Origin of the sequence: Marinobacter sp. es.042, assembly GCF_900188315.1 — a bacterium.
GTDB lineage: Bacteria > Pseudomonadota > Gammaproteobacteria > Pseudomonadales > Oleiphilaceae > Marinobacter.
This window is the reverse complement of record NZ_LT897781.1, coordinates 2,443,599-2,459,241: the sequence shown is the minus strand read 5'-3', so window position 1 is coordinate 2,459,241 and position 15,643 is coordinate 2,443,599. Positions and strand designations below refer to the sequence as shown.

The following is a 15,643-nucleotide window of genomic DNA, read 5'->3' as shown; positions in this document are numbered from 1 at the left end:
CTATCATGACCTGTCCCCAACGGCTCCGTTTGCCGAACCCTTGGGATTCTGTAAGAATGAGAGCAACTTGGACAAATCCGACCGGTGAATTTTTGTGCCGGTCAACCGACTTTTGAGAGGACTGTGCCGTGATCGATTCAGACGGTTTCAGACCCAACGTCGGAATCATTCTGGCCAATCACAGAGGAGAAGTTCTCTGGGCAAGGCGAATAGGGCAGGACTCCTGGCAGTTTCCCCAGGGTGGCATCAAACATGATGAATCGCCCGAGGATGCACTGTTTCGGGAGCTTGGAGAGGAAATCGGCCTCTGTGCAAACGATGTGGAAATCATCAGTTGCACCCGAGGCTGGCTGAGGTATCGACTCCCGAGGAGGATGGTACGCCAAAACTCCCACCCTGTTTGTGTGGGCCAAAAACAGAAATGGTTCCTGCTGAGGATGTTATCGCCGGACGCGCAGGTTTGCGTGGATGGTACGGATTCACCGGAGTTCGACGGCTGGCAGTGGGTAAGTTACTGGTATCCGTTGGGGCAGGTGGTTTCATTCAAGCGAGAAGTGTATCGACGCGCGCTGAGAGAGCTTGCGCCGCGACTGTTCTACAACATGGAACAGTGGCACAGGGCGGAGCAGAACCGGCGTTTACAGGAACACCAGAAATGACGGACTGACACCGCCATGCTGAGCATTCTGCGAAGTCTAGTACAAGAGGTAAACAGCGCCCGCGATTTGCAGGAGGCGCTGGATATCATTGTATCTCGGGTGCAGAAAGCCATGGGAACCGAAGTCTGTTCCGTTTACCTGCTTGACCCGGCCACCAACCGCTACATTCTGATGGCCACCGAGGGCCTTTACCGTAAGGCGGTTGGCCAGGTGAGTCTGGCTTACTCCGAGGGCCTTGTTGGTCTCGTGGGTTCCCGTGAAGAACCCATCAACCTGGAAGATGCGCCTTCTCATCCGCGCTACCGGTATTTCCCGGAGACCGGGGAGGAGCGGTTCCGTTCTTTCCTGGGTGTTCCGATTATTCACCATCGCCGGGTGTTGGGAGTACTCGTTGTCCAGCAGCGGGAGAGTTCCCGCTGCTTTGACGAGGGCGAAGAAGCCTTTCTGGTCACCGTGTCCGCTCAACTGGCGGGGGTCATAGCCCACAGCGAGGCCACAGGCGCCATCAGCGGCCTGTCCCTGACCGGGGAAGAGACGCACGATGTCAGCTTCAATGGCGTGCCGGGTGCTCCGGGCGTTGCTATCGGCCGTAGCGTTGTCGTTTATCCGTCCGCTGACCTTGATGTGGTACCGGAAAAGCCCACCGACGATATCGATCAGGAACTGGCGCTGTTCGGAGCTTCGGTTAAAGCGGTGAGGGAAGATATCGAGCGGGTTGCCAAGCGGTTGGCTTCGCAGCTGCGTCCCGAAGAGCAGGCCCTGTTCGATGTCTATCTAAGAATGCTGGGAGACGACGCCATGCCCGGTGAGGTGTCGAACAAGATCAAGGAAGGGATCTGGGCCCAGGGCGCCCTCAAGCAGGTGGTTCAGCAGTATATCCGTCATTTCGAGATGATGGATGATCACTACCTGCAGGAACGCGCTGTTGATATCCGGGATCTCGGCCGCCGTCTGCTTTCCCATCTCCAGGAGGGCGAGCAGAAACACCTGAATTACCCCGAGCGCACGGTACTGGTCAGCGAGGAGCTGACGCCGGCGATGCTTGGTGAGGTTCCCAAGGGGCAGCTGGTGGGTCTGGTGTCGGTCAAAGGCTCCAGTAACTCTCATGTAGCCATCCTGGCACGTGCCATGGGCGTGCCCACGGTTATGGGACTTGTCGACATTCCGGTGAACCAGCTTGACGGTAAGGAGCTGATCGTAGACGGCTTTGAGGGCCAGATTTTTGCTTCGCCATCGGCAGACCTCCGCTCCTATTACCAGGCGATCTGCGATGAAGAAGACGAGCTGATCCGGGGCCTTGAGGTCCTAAAGGACAAGCCCTGTGAAACCACCGATCACCACCGGGTTTCGCTGCTGGTGAACACCGGTTTGATGACCGATGTAGTGCGCTCGCTCTCCCACGGTGCCGAGGGTATCGGCCTGTACCGGACCGAAGTGCCGTTCATGATCAAGGACCGGTTCCCCTCCGAGCAGGAGCAGCGTGAGTACTACCGGGAACAGCTTGAAGCCTTTGCACCCAGCCCGGTGACCATGCGTACGCTGGACATTGGCGGCGACAAGGCGCTGACCTACTTCCCGATTCAGGAGGAGAACCCGTTCCTGGGCTGGCGCGGGATTCGGGTTACCCTGGACCATCCAGAGATCTTCCTGGTGCAGGTACGGGCCATGCTCAAGGCCAGCGAGGGCCTGAACAACCTCCAGATTATGCTGCCGATGATCTCCAACATCTCGGAAGTGGAAGAGTCCCTGCATCTCATTTACCGGGTGTATCACGAGGTTCGCGAAGAGGGCTACGACATTCATATGCCCAAAGTAGGCGTGATGGTCGAAATCCCGGCTGCCGTTTACCAGATCCGGGAGCTGGCGGACCGAGTGGACTTCCTCTCAGTTGGTTCCAACGACCTGACCCAGTATCTGCTGGCGGTGGATCGTAACAACCCACGGGTAGCCCAGCTCTATCACTCCTATCACCCCGCGGTGCTTCAGGCGCTGGTCCGGATTGCCCAGGACGCGCACTCGGTAGGCAAACCGGTTGGCATCTGTGGCGAGTTGGCGGGGGATCCCGGTGGTGCGCTGCTTTTGATGGCCATGGGCTACGATTCCCTGTCCATGAACGCCGCCAGCTTGCCCAAGGTCAAATCGGTGATTCGTAGTGTCAGCCGTGAGTGGGCCATTCAGCTACTGGAGGATGTGTTGTTGCTGGACTCGCCTCACGTGATCAAGAGCTGTGTCGACCTGGCGTTGCGTAATGCCGGCTTCGGCCGTTACCTGCGCCCCGGCAAGTCAACGGCCATGGCGGTCTCAGAGGCCGCCGTTTCCTGATCGCAGGTGCGGGTTTGGGCAATATAGGGTGCGCACTCTAAATGCGGTTGTTATCTTGAGAGTGGAATTATCCGGCGGTCTGCCTGACGGACCCGCATTCTTAATCCGGAAAAGGGAAGGCTATGAGCTCGCCAATTGACCATAAACCCGCTCCCCGCATCGGGCTTGCCCTTGGTGGCGGTGGTCCTCTGGGCGGCATTTATGAAATCGGAGCGCTCCGGGCGCTGGATGAGGCGCTTGATGGTCTCGATTTCAACAACATCGATGTCTATGTTGGCGTGAATGGCGGCTCTTTTGTGGCGGCGAATCTTGCCAACCAGATGACCACGGCGCAACTCTGTCGGATCTTCGTGCGCAATGAAGCAGAAGTACATCCGTTCCATCCGGAGGTGTTCTATAGGCCGGCTTTCCGGGAGATCGGCAGTCGATTGCTGGCAATTCCGGGGCTGGTTTCCACGGCGGTAAGCCGCTTTGTCAACAACCCTTACGATCAGAGCCTGCTGGAAGCCATGACCATCCTGGCCCAGGCAGCGCCGGCCGGGCTGTTTGATAACGAAGGGCTGCATGAGTATCTCAAACGGGCCTTCACCATGCTCGGGCGCACCAATGATTTCCGTCAGCTCAAGCGCAGCCTCTACATCGTGGCTGCCGATGTTGAGAGTACCGAAGCGGTCTGTTTTGGCGCCCCCGGTTTTGACCATGTGCCCATTTCCAAGGCTATTCAGGCCAGTACTGCCTCGCCGGGGTTGTATGTGCCAGTGGAAATCGATGGGCGGTATTATGTGGACGGTACGCTGCGCAAGGGTTTGCACGCCTCCGTGGCTTTTGAAGACGGTGCCGACCTGGTTTTCGCCGTGAATCCCCAGGTGCCGATTGACGCCAGTGCAGCGGTCCGGGCCGGCTCCATGAAGCCGGGCGAGCTGACCCGCTCAGGTATGCCAAACGTTCTGTCACAGACCTTCAGGACCATGGTGTACTCAAGGATGCAGTCGGGCATTGCCCAGTATGCCCGGGATTATCCCGACAAGGATATTCTGCTGTTTGAGCCCACCCGCGACGACGCCAAGCTGTTCTTCTCCAACGTATTCAGCTTCCAGTCCCGCAGAATGGTGTGTGAGCACGCCTATCAGATGACACGGCGGGATCTTCTGAGTCGCGCAGACCAGCTGGAGCCCAAGCTGGCGAAATATGGCATCAAGCTTCGCAGGGATCGCCTTGAAGACGAGCAGCGGACGATCAGTACCAGTCTATACGGCGAAATGCTGCCACTGTATGTGGCCAAGGGCAGGAAGAAAAAAGCCGAGAAGGGCCGGTTGGCGGGTGGCTTGACTAACGTGTCGCACCTCTTTTCAAAGGCGCAGTAATGTTCAGTCGGTGAGGGGGGCAGATGACTGTGTCATCTGCCCCGTCTCGCTCACGCTTACAGGATGTACCGGCTCAGATCCTCGTCTTCGGACAACTCTCCAAGTTTTTCATCCACGTATTCGGCGGTTACCTCGAAGCCATCGGTAACCTTGTCGCCGGCATCGAAGGACAGGGTTTCAAGCAACCGCTCAAGGACGGTGTGCAGCCGACGGGCACCGATGTTTTCAGTGCTCTCGTTCACCTTCCAGGCAACCTCGGCGATACGGGCAATGGCATCCTCCCGGAACGTCAGTTTTACGCCTTCCGTCAGCATCAACGCCTCGTACTGCTGCACCAGGGAGGCATCCGGCTCGGTCAGGATGCGTTTGAAGTCCTCGGGTGTCAGTGCCTGAAGCTCAACGCGGATCGGCAAGCGGCCCTGCAGCTCCGGAATGAGATCCGAGGGCTTGGACAGATGGAACGCGCCGGAAGCGATGAACAGAATATGATCGGTGCGCACAGATCCGTATTTCGTGCTTACGGTGCTGCCCTCGATTAACGGGAGCAGATCGCGCTGGACGCCCTCGCGGGAAACATCCGACGAGGTATTCTCGGATCGCTTGGCGACCTTGTCGATCTCATCCACGAACACGATGCCATTCTGCTCGACGGCCTGAATGGCTTTCTGTTTGATCTCTTCTTCGTTGACCAGCTTCGCAGCTTCTTCTTCCTTGGCCCGCTTGAGGGCGTCTGAAACCTTCATCTTCCGTGTTTTGCGCTTGTCGGAAGACAGGTTGGAGAACATGCTCTGCAGCTGATTAGTCATCTCTTCCATGCCCGGAGGCGCCATGATTTCAACTCCGGCGCTGGAATTACGCAGGTCGATCTCGATTTCCTTGTCGTCCAGTTCGCCCTCCCGGAGTTTTTTCCGGAACAGTTGGCGAGTGGAGGAGTCGGAACTGCGTTGGCTGTCCTCACCGAAATCCCGGGGCGGCGGGATCAGTGCATCAAGGATGCGCTCTTCCGCCGCGTCCAGTGCCCGTTCTTCGTGACGCTTCATTTCTGCTTCGCGCAGCATCTTGACGGCCATATCCGCCAGATCACGAATGATGGATTCCACGTCGCGGCCGACGTAGCCGACTTCGGTGAATTTGGTGGCCTCCACTTTCAGAAACGGGGCATCGGCCAATTTTGCGAGGCGCCGGGCAATCTCGGTTTTACCCACACCCGTGGGGCCGATCATCAGGATGTTCTTGGGAGTGATCTCATCGCGCAGGCTGCTGTCCAGCTGCATCCGGCGCCAGCGATTTCTCAGGGCGATAGCCACCGCCCGCTTGGCTTCTTCCTGGCCCACGATGTGTTTGTTGAGCTCGTGGACAATCTCACGGGGAGTCATTGCAGACATGGTCGCTCCGGATCAGTCGTTTTTGGAGAGCACTTCAAGGGTGCGATTGTGGTTGGTGTAGATACAAATGTCGGCGGCGATATCCAGACCTTTCTCGACAATTTCGTGGGCAGACAGCTCGGTATTTTCCAACAGAGCGCGGGCCGAGGCCTGGGCAAAGGGGCCGCCCGATCCGATGGCAATCAGGCCCTGTTCCGGTTCAATCACATCGCCGTTGCCGGTAATGATCAGTGAGGCGGTTTTGTCCGCCACGGCCAGCAAGGCTTCGAGTCTGCGCAGGGCGCGGTCTGTGCGCCAGTCTTTCGCCAGTTCCACCGCGGCCCTGGTGAGGTTGCCCTGGTGTTTTTCAAGCTGGGCTTCGAATCGCTCGAACAGGGTGAAGGCATCGGCGGTACCGCCCGCGAAGCCGGCGATCACCTGGCCGTTGTAAAGGCGGCGAACCTTCCGGGCATTGCCTTTCATTACGGTGTTGCCCAGGGAAACCTGGCCGTCGCCACCCATGGCAACTTCGTCATCGCGCCTGACGGAAAGAATGGTAGTCATTTGGGCTCCAATTGCCTGATTGAAATTGGTATCCCGTTGTTATGGAGGCTTCTGGTGCGAATTCAAGGTGTTCGCAACGAGCCCGAAAGATCAGCCTTCCTTGGGGATCTTTCGGACCAGTGGCTGGATATTCAGAGAAACCAGTTTGTCGATCGCGGAATTCATCTGGCTGCGGGATGTGAAAGGGCCAACGTTGACGCGGTACCAGACGGAGCCGCTGTCCAGGTCAATCCTCTGGGTGCTTGCTCGCAAACCCTGGAAGGCGATCTGGGCCCGCTGTCGTTCGGCGTCTTCTTTGCTGCGGAAGGAGCCGGACTGAAGCAGATAATTGAAATCCGTTTGAGTCGGTCCGGGCGTGTATTCTTCGACTTTGGGCGGGACCACCTCCGATTCCGGCAGCATCTCGTAGAAGCGGAACCCGGGCTTATCTTCTTCCTTGGCTGTTTCCGTCGGCGTCTTCTCAGATTTCTGGGCCGGCTTCTCACTGACTGCTTGCGGCTGCGAACCCGGGTTCGCAGGCAGGGAATTCAGATAAAAGATAAACCCGATAAAGCCGCCCACGGCAGCCAGGGACAGAATCCACTTGAGTGACAAACTGCCGTGCTGGGCCCGGGCACTGGCCTTGGGTTTTGGGCGGGCCGCTTTTGGCTTTGCCAGCTTCGCCGGTTTCGTGCGCGACGTGGCCGACGCTTTGGCGGGCCTGTCCTTGCGAGCGTAATCTCGGGACATTCGTGTTACATCTCTTCCGGTGCGCTGACGCCCAACAGGTCCAGACCGTTGGCAATAACCTGCCGGATGGCAAGGTAGAGGCTGATCCTGGCATCACGAACGGCGGTATCTTCAATCAATACCTTATGGGCGTTGTAATACGTATGGAACTGGCCCGCCAGGTCCCGCAGGTAGTGCGTGAGGTGGTGCGGCTCACGTTGCGCGGCGGAATTGGCAATGAGCTCCGGATACTTGGCCAGCTGGTTGGCCAGGTCCTTTTCCTCGTCAAGCGTGAGCAGTGAGAGGTCGCCAATACATTCGTTGCGACTGCGCTCTACACCTTCCTCGGCCAGTTTTCGAAGCACGCTGCAGATGCGCGCGTGGGCATACTGAACGTAATAGACCGGGTTTTCATTGGTCTGGGAGCGAGCCAGATCGATATCGAAGGTCAATTGTGAATCGACGCGGCGCGCGGCCAGGAAGAATCGGGTGGCATCGCGGCCCACTTCATCAATCAGGTCCCGGACTGTTACATAGCTGCCTGCGCGCTTGGAGATTTTCACCTCCTGGCCGGAGCGGGTCACCATTACCATCTGGTGCAGCACGTAATCAGGCCAGCCTTGAGGAATGCCGGCATTCAGTGCCTGCAAGCCGGCGCGGACGCGGGTAACGGTTGAGTGATGGTCGGCACCCTGTTCGTTGATAACAGTGGTAAAGCCCCGCTGCCACTTGTCGAGGTGATAGGCGACATCCGGCAGGAAGTAGGTGTAACCACCATCCTTCTTGCGCATAACCCGGTCCTTGTCATCGCCGAACTCCGTGGTCTTCAGCCACATGGCGCCATCCTGCTCGTAGGTGTAGCCATTTTCTTGCAGGCGCTTGACCGTGGCTTCGACCTTGCCGTCTTCGTACAGGGAGGATTCCAGGAAATAGACATCGAACTGAACCCCGAAGGCTTTCAGGTCCAGATCCTGCTCCCGCCGCAGGTAGGCAACGGCGAACTCGCGGATGGCATCGCGGTCTTCCGGGTCCGCCTTGGCGGTCACTTCCCGATCGTCTGCGGTAACGGTGTCGCCAGCAAGGTAGGCCTTGGCAACATCAACAATGTAGTCTCCCCGGTAGCCGTCCGCCGGCCAGCTCTCGTCGTCCGGCGTCAGACCTTTCACCCGCGACTGGACTGAGAGCGCCAGGTTATCAATCTGCGCCCCGGCGTCGTTGTAGTAGAACTCCCGGGTTACATCGTAACCGTTGGCTTCCAGCAGCCGGCAAAGGCAGTCGCCGATTGCCGCGCCACGGCCGTGGCCAACGTGGAGGGGGCCCGTGGGGTTGGCCGAGACAAACTCCACCTGAACTTTTTCGCCCTGGCCCTGATTGTTGCGGCCGAAACGATCGCCTTCATCCAGTATGGCATTGACCACTTCGAAGGCACTCGCAGTGCTCATAAAGAAGTTGATAAAACCGGGCCCGGCAATCTCCACCTTCTCCACCGCACTGCTCTCGGGCAGGTTCTCGACCAGCGCCTCCGCCAGTTTGCGGGGCGCGCAGCCAGCCGCTTTCGAGGCAACCAGGGCAATGTTGCAGGCATAATCGCCGTGGGACTTGTCCTTGGTATTGCCCACCTGTGGAGTGAAGGACTGGTCCGCAGGCAGTGTGCCATCGGCTTGGAGTGCTGCCAGTGCAGACTGGAGCAGATCGGAAACGGTCTCTTTCATGCTGTCAGATGACTCGGTTTACAGGAGAATTGGATTCGGGGCAGGAGGCCCGTTGAAAACAGAAGACGGCTATTATCGCGGAAAGTTTGGCTGCAAGCAAAAGGCTCGGGATTCCGAAGTCTCTGCTCAAATTAGCCTGTTTCCTGCGGATCAACATCAATCATCCATTTGACCCCTGCGGGCAGCTTTCTCTGGTCCAGTTCCTGACAGATTCCGGTCAGCAGGCTGTTCAGTTTTTTCCGGTTGCGGGCGTTGAGGATCAGTTGCGCACGGTGCTTGTCGGCGCGCCGGGCAATCATGGCTGGCAACGGTCCCCAGGTTTCGATGCCTGTGGTATTTGCGAGGGGCTTTATTGTATCCAGCACTTGCAAGCTCTTCTCCATGGTGTCGCCTTCTGCCCTGAAGATAGCCATGGCGCGGAATGGCGGAAATTGGCCTTCTTCCCGCTCTTTCAGGAGTTGGTCGGCGATGTCGAGGTAGTGGCCTTCGCACAGCGTCTTTAACAACGGGTGGTCGCTGTGGCAGGTTTGCACTAAAACTTTGCCGGGCTTTGTGCCCCGTCCGGCGCGGCCACTGACCTGTAGAAGGGTCTGTATGAGTTGCTCGGGGGCGCGAAAGTCCACGCTGAACAGCCCCCCATCCGCGTTTACCACCACCACGAGTGTGACGTTCGGGAAGTCGTGTCCTTTCGCCAGCATCTGGGTGCCCACAAGCACGCATGGTTTGCCGGTGTTTACCTGGTTCAGGATGCCCTGGATACTGCCCTTGCGCTGCGTGCTGTCGCGATCCACACGCACCACCGGTGTATCCGGGAAAGCCGTGGCAAGAATGTCCTCGGTTCTCTCGGTGCCCTGCCCAACCGGCTTGAAGGCCTCACTCTTGCACTTTGGGCAATGCTCGGTGGCCGCCGTCTGGTAGTCGCAGTGGTGACATCTCATCGCCCGGTCCCGGCGGTGGTAGGTCAGGCGAGTGTCACAGCGCGGGCATTCAACCATGTGGCCGCAGTCAAAGCACATCATGACCGGGGCAAATCCTCGCCGATTGACGAAAACCAGCGCCTGCTCACCTTTTGCCAGAATCTGTTCGATGGCATTCAAGGCAGGGCGGGAGAGACCGCCTTCCAATGGGCGACTCCGGATATCCAGCAAGCTGATGACCGGGGGCGCGGCATTGCCGGCGCGCTCTTCAAGCTTCACCAGATGGTATTTGGCCTGCTCTGCATTATGAACGGATTCCAGCGACGGAGTGGCCGATCCCAGAATGACGGGGCACTTGTTCAGGTGCGCGCGGTAGACGGCCAGATCCCGGCCCGAGTACCGAAAACCTTCACCCTGCTTGTAAGAGCTGTCGTGCTCTTCATCGATAATGATGGTTCGCAGGTTGGTGAACGGTAGCAAAGCAGCCGATCGCGTACCTACAAGGATAACGGGCTCGCCGTTCCGCACTTTCAGCCATGTCGCCAGACGTTCACTGTCGTTAAGCGCTGAGTGCCATACGACAATCCGTGCGCCAAAATAGTGCTGGAATCGGGCGACCGTTTGGGGCGTCAGGTTGATCTCCGGAACGAGTACCAGGGCCTGATCCTGATCTCTGAGGTGTTCTTTGAGGTAATGAAGGTAGATCTCGGTTTTTCCGCTACCGGTGATGCCGTATAGGAGGAAGGCGGCGAACCCTTCGGCCGGGGAAGCCAGCTGCTCGGCAGCAGACGTCTGCGCCTCGGATAATCTGGGTCGGCGTGCCAGCAGCCGGGGGGCTTCATTGAAATCCGCCGGTCGGGCTGGCGAGACAACCTCGATCAGTTGCTTCTCCTGCAGTGCCTTGAGTTGCGCCCGGTTGAATCCCGCCCTCAGAATATCTGTTGTCGGGGCGCCGTTGGATCGCCGGTTCAGCCAATCCCAAAGGGCTTTCTGTTTATGCGCATTCGCGGGGATCGTCGAGCCGCTTTCGATTGCCCGCCACCACTGCTCCTTTTTTTCCTCTGCAATGCGCCCTCGCCTGAGTGCTGGGGGCAGGGCAGTGAACAGGCATTCGCCGAGCGGATGCTGATAATAGTCGCTTGCCCAACTGAGAAGCTTGAAGGTTTCCGCGGGCAACGCGGGCCAGTCTTCCATAGCGCCTGCCACAGCCTTGAGGGTGATGCCGGGGGGAGGCTCAACGCCCACCTCAACAACAAGGCCCGTTGCCTGCTGCCGGCCAAAGGGTATTAGAACCCTCTGACCAGGCGTCAGTTCAAGGCCTTTCGGGATAACGTAATCGAAGAGTCGACGCAGGGGACGATTCAGGGCAATGCGTGCGGTCAACGGCACTGAGTGCTCCACGGGATGACGGGTGTCACGGTTTTTCCTTATCCTGCTTCAGTCGGCGGCCAGCGGCGAAATCCGGGGTGGGCGAGTCCGGAAGTCAGGGTGGTGCTTGCCTGCAGCACTAATTGCAAGTAAGATTCGCGGTCTGTTTCCGGCAGGGCATGATTGTGCCCCGTCTTCTCAATTGATTCAAACGTGCGGTGCCTGGCGCCTGGGCAGATTCGATGCCCCGTGATCAGGTAGCGGCATGACCCAACGAGGTTCGCCATGAAAGAAGGTATCCACCCGAAGTACGAAGAGATTAATGTAACCTGCTCTTGCGGTAATACATTCAAGACTCGCTCTACCTACACCCATGATCTGCAGCTGGATGTGTGTTCCCAGTGTCACCCATTCTACACCGGCAAGCAGAAAGTTATGGATACCGGTGGTCGTATCGACCGTTTCCAGAAGCGTTTCGGTGGTCGCATCGGCGCCAAGAAAGACTGATCGAGCTGGATTCGGGAAAAGCGCCTTCGGGCGCTTTTTTTGTGCTCGGCGATCGGAGTGTATCTAAAAGATACATACGCAATTAGCCCTATTGACTGTTCACAAAATGTTCATAGGGCACTTGTCGTTTCCGGGCTGGCGGGCCATAATGGCGCGCTCCGCCGAGTAGGGGGCTTCAGTTTGGAGTTGATCCGAGGCTCTCTGGCTTCGGCGGTTCACTACCTTTAAACGTGACAAACGGAACAGTGGCAATGTCTCAAGATCTGAAAGAAGCAGCCCTTGAATATCACGCCAAGCCGCGGCCTGGTAAGCTGAGTGTCGAAATCACCAAGCCAACCAAGACCTCCCGCGACCTTTCCCTGGCGTATAGCCCCGGGGTTGCCGAACCGGTCCGCGAGATCGCAAAGGACCCGGAGAACGCGTACAAGTACACCGCCAAGGGCAACCTGGTGGCTGTCATCTCTGATGGTTCTGCGATTCTTGGTCTGGGTAACCTGGGTCCGCTGGCAAGCAAGCCGGTTATGGAAGGCAAGGGCGTACTGTTCAAGCGCTTTGCCGGAATTGATGTCTTCGATATTGAAGTCAATTCCGAGAGCCCGCAGGCGTTTATCGAAACAGTTGAGCGTATTGCAGATACCTTTGGTGGTATCAATCTGGAAGACATCAAAGCGCCCGAGTGCTTTGAAATTGAGCGCGCGCTGATCGAAAAGTGCAACGTTCCCATCTTCCACGATGACCAGCATGGCACTGCTATCGTAACTGCAGCCGGCATGATCAATGCCCTCGAGCTGCAGGGCAAAAAGATTGAAGAGGCGAGGGTGGTCTGCCTGGGTGCCGGTGCTGCCGCCATTGCCTGCATGAAGATTCTGATCAGCTGCGGTATTCGTTCTGAGAACATCTTTATGCTCGACCGCAAGGGTGTGATCCACTCTGGTCGCGATGATTTGAATCAGTACAAGGCAATGTTCGCCAACGACACTGACAAGCGCACTCTGGACGACGCGATTGATGGCGCTGACGTATTCCTGGGACTGTCCGGTCCGGATCTCCTGACTGCTGAACAGCTCAAGAAAATGGCTCCCAAGCCGATCGTTTTCGCCTGCTCCAACCCGGATCCGGAGATCAGCCCGGAAATTGCCCTGGCAACCCGCGATGATCTGATCATGGCCACCGGACGCTCTGATTATCCGAACCAGGTTAACAATGTGTTGGGTTTCCCGTTCATTTTCCGTGGAGCGTTGGACGTTCGTGCCACCGCGATCAACGAGGAAATGAAGGTGGCGGCTGTCAATGCAATCCGTGAGCTGGCCAAGGAACCTGTGCCTCAGGAAATTTGCGAGGCTTACGGCGTGGAGAATTTCGAGTTCGGGAAAGAGTACATCATTCCCAAGCCGATGGACGTGCGCTTGCTGGAAGTTGTGCCGGCCGCCGTTGCTCGTGCTGCCGTGGATTCCGGCGTTGCACGTAATCCATACCCAGCGCACTACCCGCTCAAGTCAATGGACGACATTATCTGATCTGTCGTTCAGGGTATAAAAAACCGGCGGTGATCCCGCCGGTTTTTTTGTGCCTGCTCCTGATGTCAGAAGATTCGCCTTGACAGGTCGTCTTCCTCGGAGCCTCCATTGCGGTCGTTCTCGGTTTCTGATGTCAGAGGCGGTGGCGCATCCTCTTCCCGGAAGACCTCGAAAATACCATCCTCGCCCGGCCTTGCCCGCTGTCCCGTTCCGGGGTTGATCCGGATATTGACGATGCCATTGGGTCGCGGCATGAAGGAAGAGGGTGCCCCTTCGAGCGCTACTTCCATATAGTCCAGCCAGATGGGGAGCGCGGTGCTGGCGCCAAACTCGCGTCTGCCCAAAGGCGCCGGTTGGTCGAATCCGACCCAGGTGGTTGTAGCCACTTCGTGATTGAAGCCGGCAAACCAGGTGTCTTTTTGTTCGTTGGTGGTGCCGGTTTTACCGGCGATGTCATCCCGGCCAAGGGCCAGCGCCCGTCTGCCGGTACCGCGACGAATGACGTCCTGCATCATTGAATGCAGAATAAAGACCGAGCGTTCGTCCGCCAGTCTGGGCATAACCCGAACCTCGGGCGAGTCCTCATTTGTTTCGGAGACATTGGTGACGGTGTTTGGCGAGCCTTCTTGCTCGCCCGATGGTTCCTGTCCTGTACCGTCGTCGCAGTCTTTGTCGCACAAAACGGTTTTCGGCGCCTGGTAAATGGGCTCACCGCTAAAGTCAGTGATAGTCTCGATGAGGTAGGGTTCAACGTCGTAGCCTCCGTTGGCAATCACGGCCATGCCTCGGGCAAGTTCCATGGGAGTAAGCTGCCCGCTGCCCAGGGAGAGGGATAGGTCGTCCGGCATGTTTTCTACCGGGATTTCCAGTTGTGCCAGGTAATCCAGCGTGTTCTGGATGCCCAGGTCGCGCAGCAGTCGGATTGAGACCAGGTTGCGTGAGCGATAGAGTGCTTCCCGCAGGCGAGTTGGGCCATAGAACTGTCCGGAGGAGTTCTGGGGGCGCCAGGCAGTCTCCAGTTCCGAGTCATCGAAGACAATGGGTGCATCGTTGTAGATGGTCGCCGGAGTCATACCGCTTTCCAGGGCGCTCAGGTAGAGAAAGGGCTTGAAGGTGGAGCCAGGCTGTCGTCTTGCCTGTATGGCGCGGTTATATTTGCTCTGACCAAAACTGTAGCCTCCGCTCAGTGCCTCAATGGCGCCGGTTTTGGCTTTCAGTGAAATGAGCGCGCCTTCAGCCCTCGGGATTTGAGCAAGCGCAACAGAGGCTTCGGCGAGCTGCTCCGACTGCTCATTCGGGGATTCGTTCCCATTGGCTTCGGGCTCTGGCGAGGCCGGTGCCGGGTTCTGGGCGCGCACATAGATAACGTCGCCGGGAGCCACAACATCGGAGGGCTTTTCAGGCTCAGGGCCCGTGAGATTTTCAGTTTTGTAGCGCTTCGCCCAGGTCATGGTTTCGAAAGCCATGGTGGCGGGGCCGATGCGGCGTACGTGCACCGCCACTTTGCCGGATTCGTCGTCAACCTCGGTGACGATTGCGGGAAGCAGGGACTCCACGCGAGGGTAGTTCAGGATCAGATCTGACGGTTCACTCTCGGCGAGTGTTTCCTGATCAATCTGCCCAATAGGGCCCCTGAAGCCGTGGCGCCGATCATAGGCTTCAAGGCCGTCTCTTAATGCCTCTGTGGCAACCTGCTGTTTTTTGCCGTCAACTGTCAGGGTGACGGTGTAGCCATCGGTGTAGGCGTCCTCGCCGAACCGCCGAACCATCTCGGATCTCGCCATTTCGGCAACATAGTCGGCGTCGACTTCAGTCTCCGTGCTGTTGTAGCTGGCAGTAATGGGGGCGGAAACGGCAAGTTCGTGGGCATCTGGAGTGATGTATCCCAGGTCGCGCATCCGTCCGAGAATCCAGTTACGCCGGATCATTGCACGGTCCGGATTGGCCAGGGGGTTGAACGCCGAGGGCGCTTTTGGCAAGCCGGCGAGCATAGCCATCTGGGCCAGGGAAAGTTCCGAGACTGGCTTGTTGTAATAAACCTGTGCTGCGGCGGCAATCCCGTAGGCCCGATTGCCCAGATAGATCTTGTTCAGATAGAGCTCGAGAATGCGGTTTTTATCCAGTTCACGTTCGATCTGAAGAGCCAGAAGTATCTCGTTGAACTTCCGGATAAAGGTTCTGTCCCGTGACAAAAAGTAATTTTTTGCAACCTGCATTGTGATGGTACTGCCCCCGGACTGGATCTCGCCGGTAGAGACCAGTTCGATTGCAGCCCGCGCCAGGCCTTTGATGTCGACCCCGAAGTGTTCGTAAAAACGTGAGTCTTCAGCTGCCATAAAGGCTTGTAACTGAATTGTTGGGATCTGTTCGATTGTGATGGGTGCCCTTCTCTTTTCACCGAATTCTGCTATTAATCTGTTGTCTTTGCTATAGACCCTTAATGGCGTCTGAAGCTTGATGTCCAGAAGTTGATGTACCGGCGGAAGGCCAGGGCGAAGGTAAAGATAGAAGCCTGAGGTTACGATAACGGCGACACTCAGTCCGGTAAGAAACAACCAGGCAAAAAGGCGAGATGTGCGCAACAAATGAGACATTTTTTTCTGACAACTGTTGGATATAGGTCTATCATTTGAGAAATTGC

Annotated in this window: 11 protein-coding genes; 5 read left to right on the top strand and 6 right to left on the bottom strand. The window is 57.5% G+C overall.

The annotated features are described in order from the left end of the window. The first annotated feature begins 128 nt into the window (after positions 1 to 128). The 3 genes from CFB02_RS11520 (at position 129) to CFB02_RS11510 (ending at position 4,345) form a co-directional block, all read left to right on the top strand. A complete protein-coding gene (locus CFB02_RS11520; protein WP_088558113.1) occupies positions 129 to 659 on the top strand; it encodes an RNA pyrophosphohydrolase in 531 nt (176 codons plus the stop codon). Between the two features lie 15 nt (positions 660 to 674). Continuing rightward, positions 675 to 2,981: a phosphoenolpyruvate--protein phosphotransferase gene (gene ptsP, locus CFB02_RS11515; RefSeq protein WP_088558112.1), complete on the top strand. Its 2,307-nt coding sequence runs from the start codon at positions 675 to 677 to the stop codon at positions 2,979 to 2,981. A 122-nt stretch (positions 2,982 to 3,103) separates the two neighbouring features. Further along, positions 3,104 to 4,345, top strand: coding sequence for a patatin-like phospholipase family protein (locus tag CFB02_RS11510; protein ID WP_008170814.1), 1,242 nt, complete (start codon positions 3,104 to 3,106; stop codon positions 4,343 to 4,345). A gap of 56 nt (positions 4,346 to 4,401) precedes the next feature. On the opposite strand, the gene hslU is transcribed toward CFB02_RS11510, so the two are convergent. From hslU to CFB02_RS11485, 5 genes are all read right to left on the bottom strand, one after another. After that, on the bottom strand, positions 4,402 to 5,730 hold the full coding sequence (hslU, locus tag CFB02_RS11505) for an HslU--HslV peptidase ATPase subunit (RefSeq protein WP_008170812.1): 1,329 nt from the start codon (positions 5,728 to 5,730) through the stop codon (positions 4,402 to 4,404). Positions 5,731 to 5,742: 12 nt separating this feature from the next. Continuing rightward, positions 5,743 to 6,273 (bottom strand): ATP-dependent protease subunit HslV, encoded by a 531-nt coding sequence (gene hslV, locus CFB02_RS11500; protein WP_088558111.1) that lies wholly within the window; start codon positions 6,271 to 6,273, stop codon positions 5,743 to 5,745. A 90-nt stretch (positions 6,274 to 6,363) separates the two neighbouring features. Continuing rightward, the gene (locus tag CFB02_RS11495) at positions 6,364 to 7,002 is read right to left on the bottom strand and encodes an SPOR domain-containing protein (protein WP_088558110.1); all 639 of its coding nucleotides are present in this window, start codon (positions 7,000 to 7,002) and stop codon (positions 6,364 to 6,366) included. A 5-nt stretch (positions 7,003 to 7,007) separates the two neighbouring features. After that, complete coding sequence (gene argS, locus CFB02_RS11490) at positions 7,008 to 8,693, bottom strand: arginine--tRNA ligase (protein ID WP_088558109.1); 1,686 nt, start codon at positions 8,691 to 8,693, stop codon at positions 7,008 to 7,010. A 131-nt stretch (positions 8,694 to 8,824) separates the two neighbouring features. Further along, the gene (locus CFB02_RS11485) at positions 8,825 to 10,999 is read right to left on the bottom strand and encodes a primosomal protein N' (protein ID WP_088559230.1); all 2,175 of its coding nucleotides are present in this window, start codon (positions 10,997 to 10,999) and stop codon (positions 8,825 to 8,827) included. A 264-nt stretch (positions 11,000 to 11,263) separates the two neighbouring features. Between CFB02_RS11485 and rpmE the strand changes: the two genes are divergently transcribed. Next, positions 11,264 to 11,485, top strand: a complete 222-nt coding sequence (gene rpmE / locus CFB02_RS11480) for a 50S ribosomal protein L31 (protein WP_088558108.1) — start codon at positions 11,264 to 11,266, stop codon at positions 11,483 to 11,485. A 251-nt stretch (positions 11,486 to 11,736) separates the two neighbouring features. Then, positions 11,737 to 13,002, top strand: coding sequence for a malic enzyme-like NAD(P)-binding protein (locus CFB02_RS11475; RefSeq protein WP_088558107.1), 1,266 nt, complete (start codon positions 11,737 to 11,739; stop codon positions 13,000 to 13,002). A 65-nt stretch (positions 13,003 to 13,067) separates the two neighbouring features. Here the strand turns inward: CFB02_RS11475 and CFB02_RS11470 are convergent, their stop codons facing one another. Further along, positions 13,068 to 15,596: a penicillin-binding protein 1A gene (locus tag CFB02_RS11470; protein ID WP_088558106.1), complete on the bottom strand. Its 2,529-nt coding sequence runs from the start codon at positions 15,594 to 15,596 to the stop codon at positions 13,068 to 13,070. Positions 15,597 to 15,643: the final 47 nt, after the last annotated feature.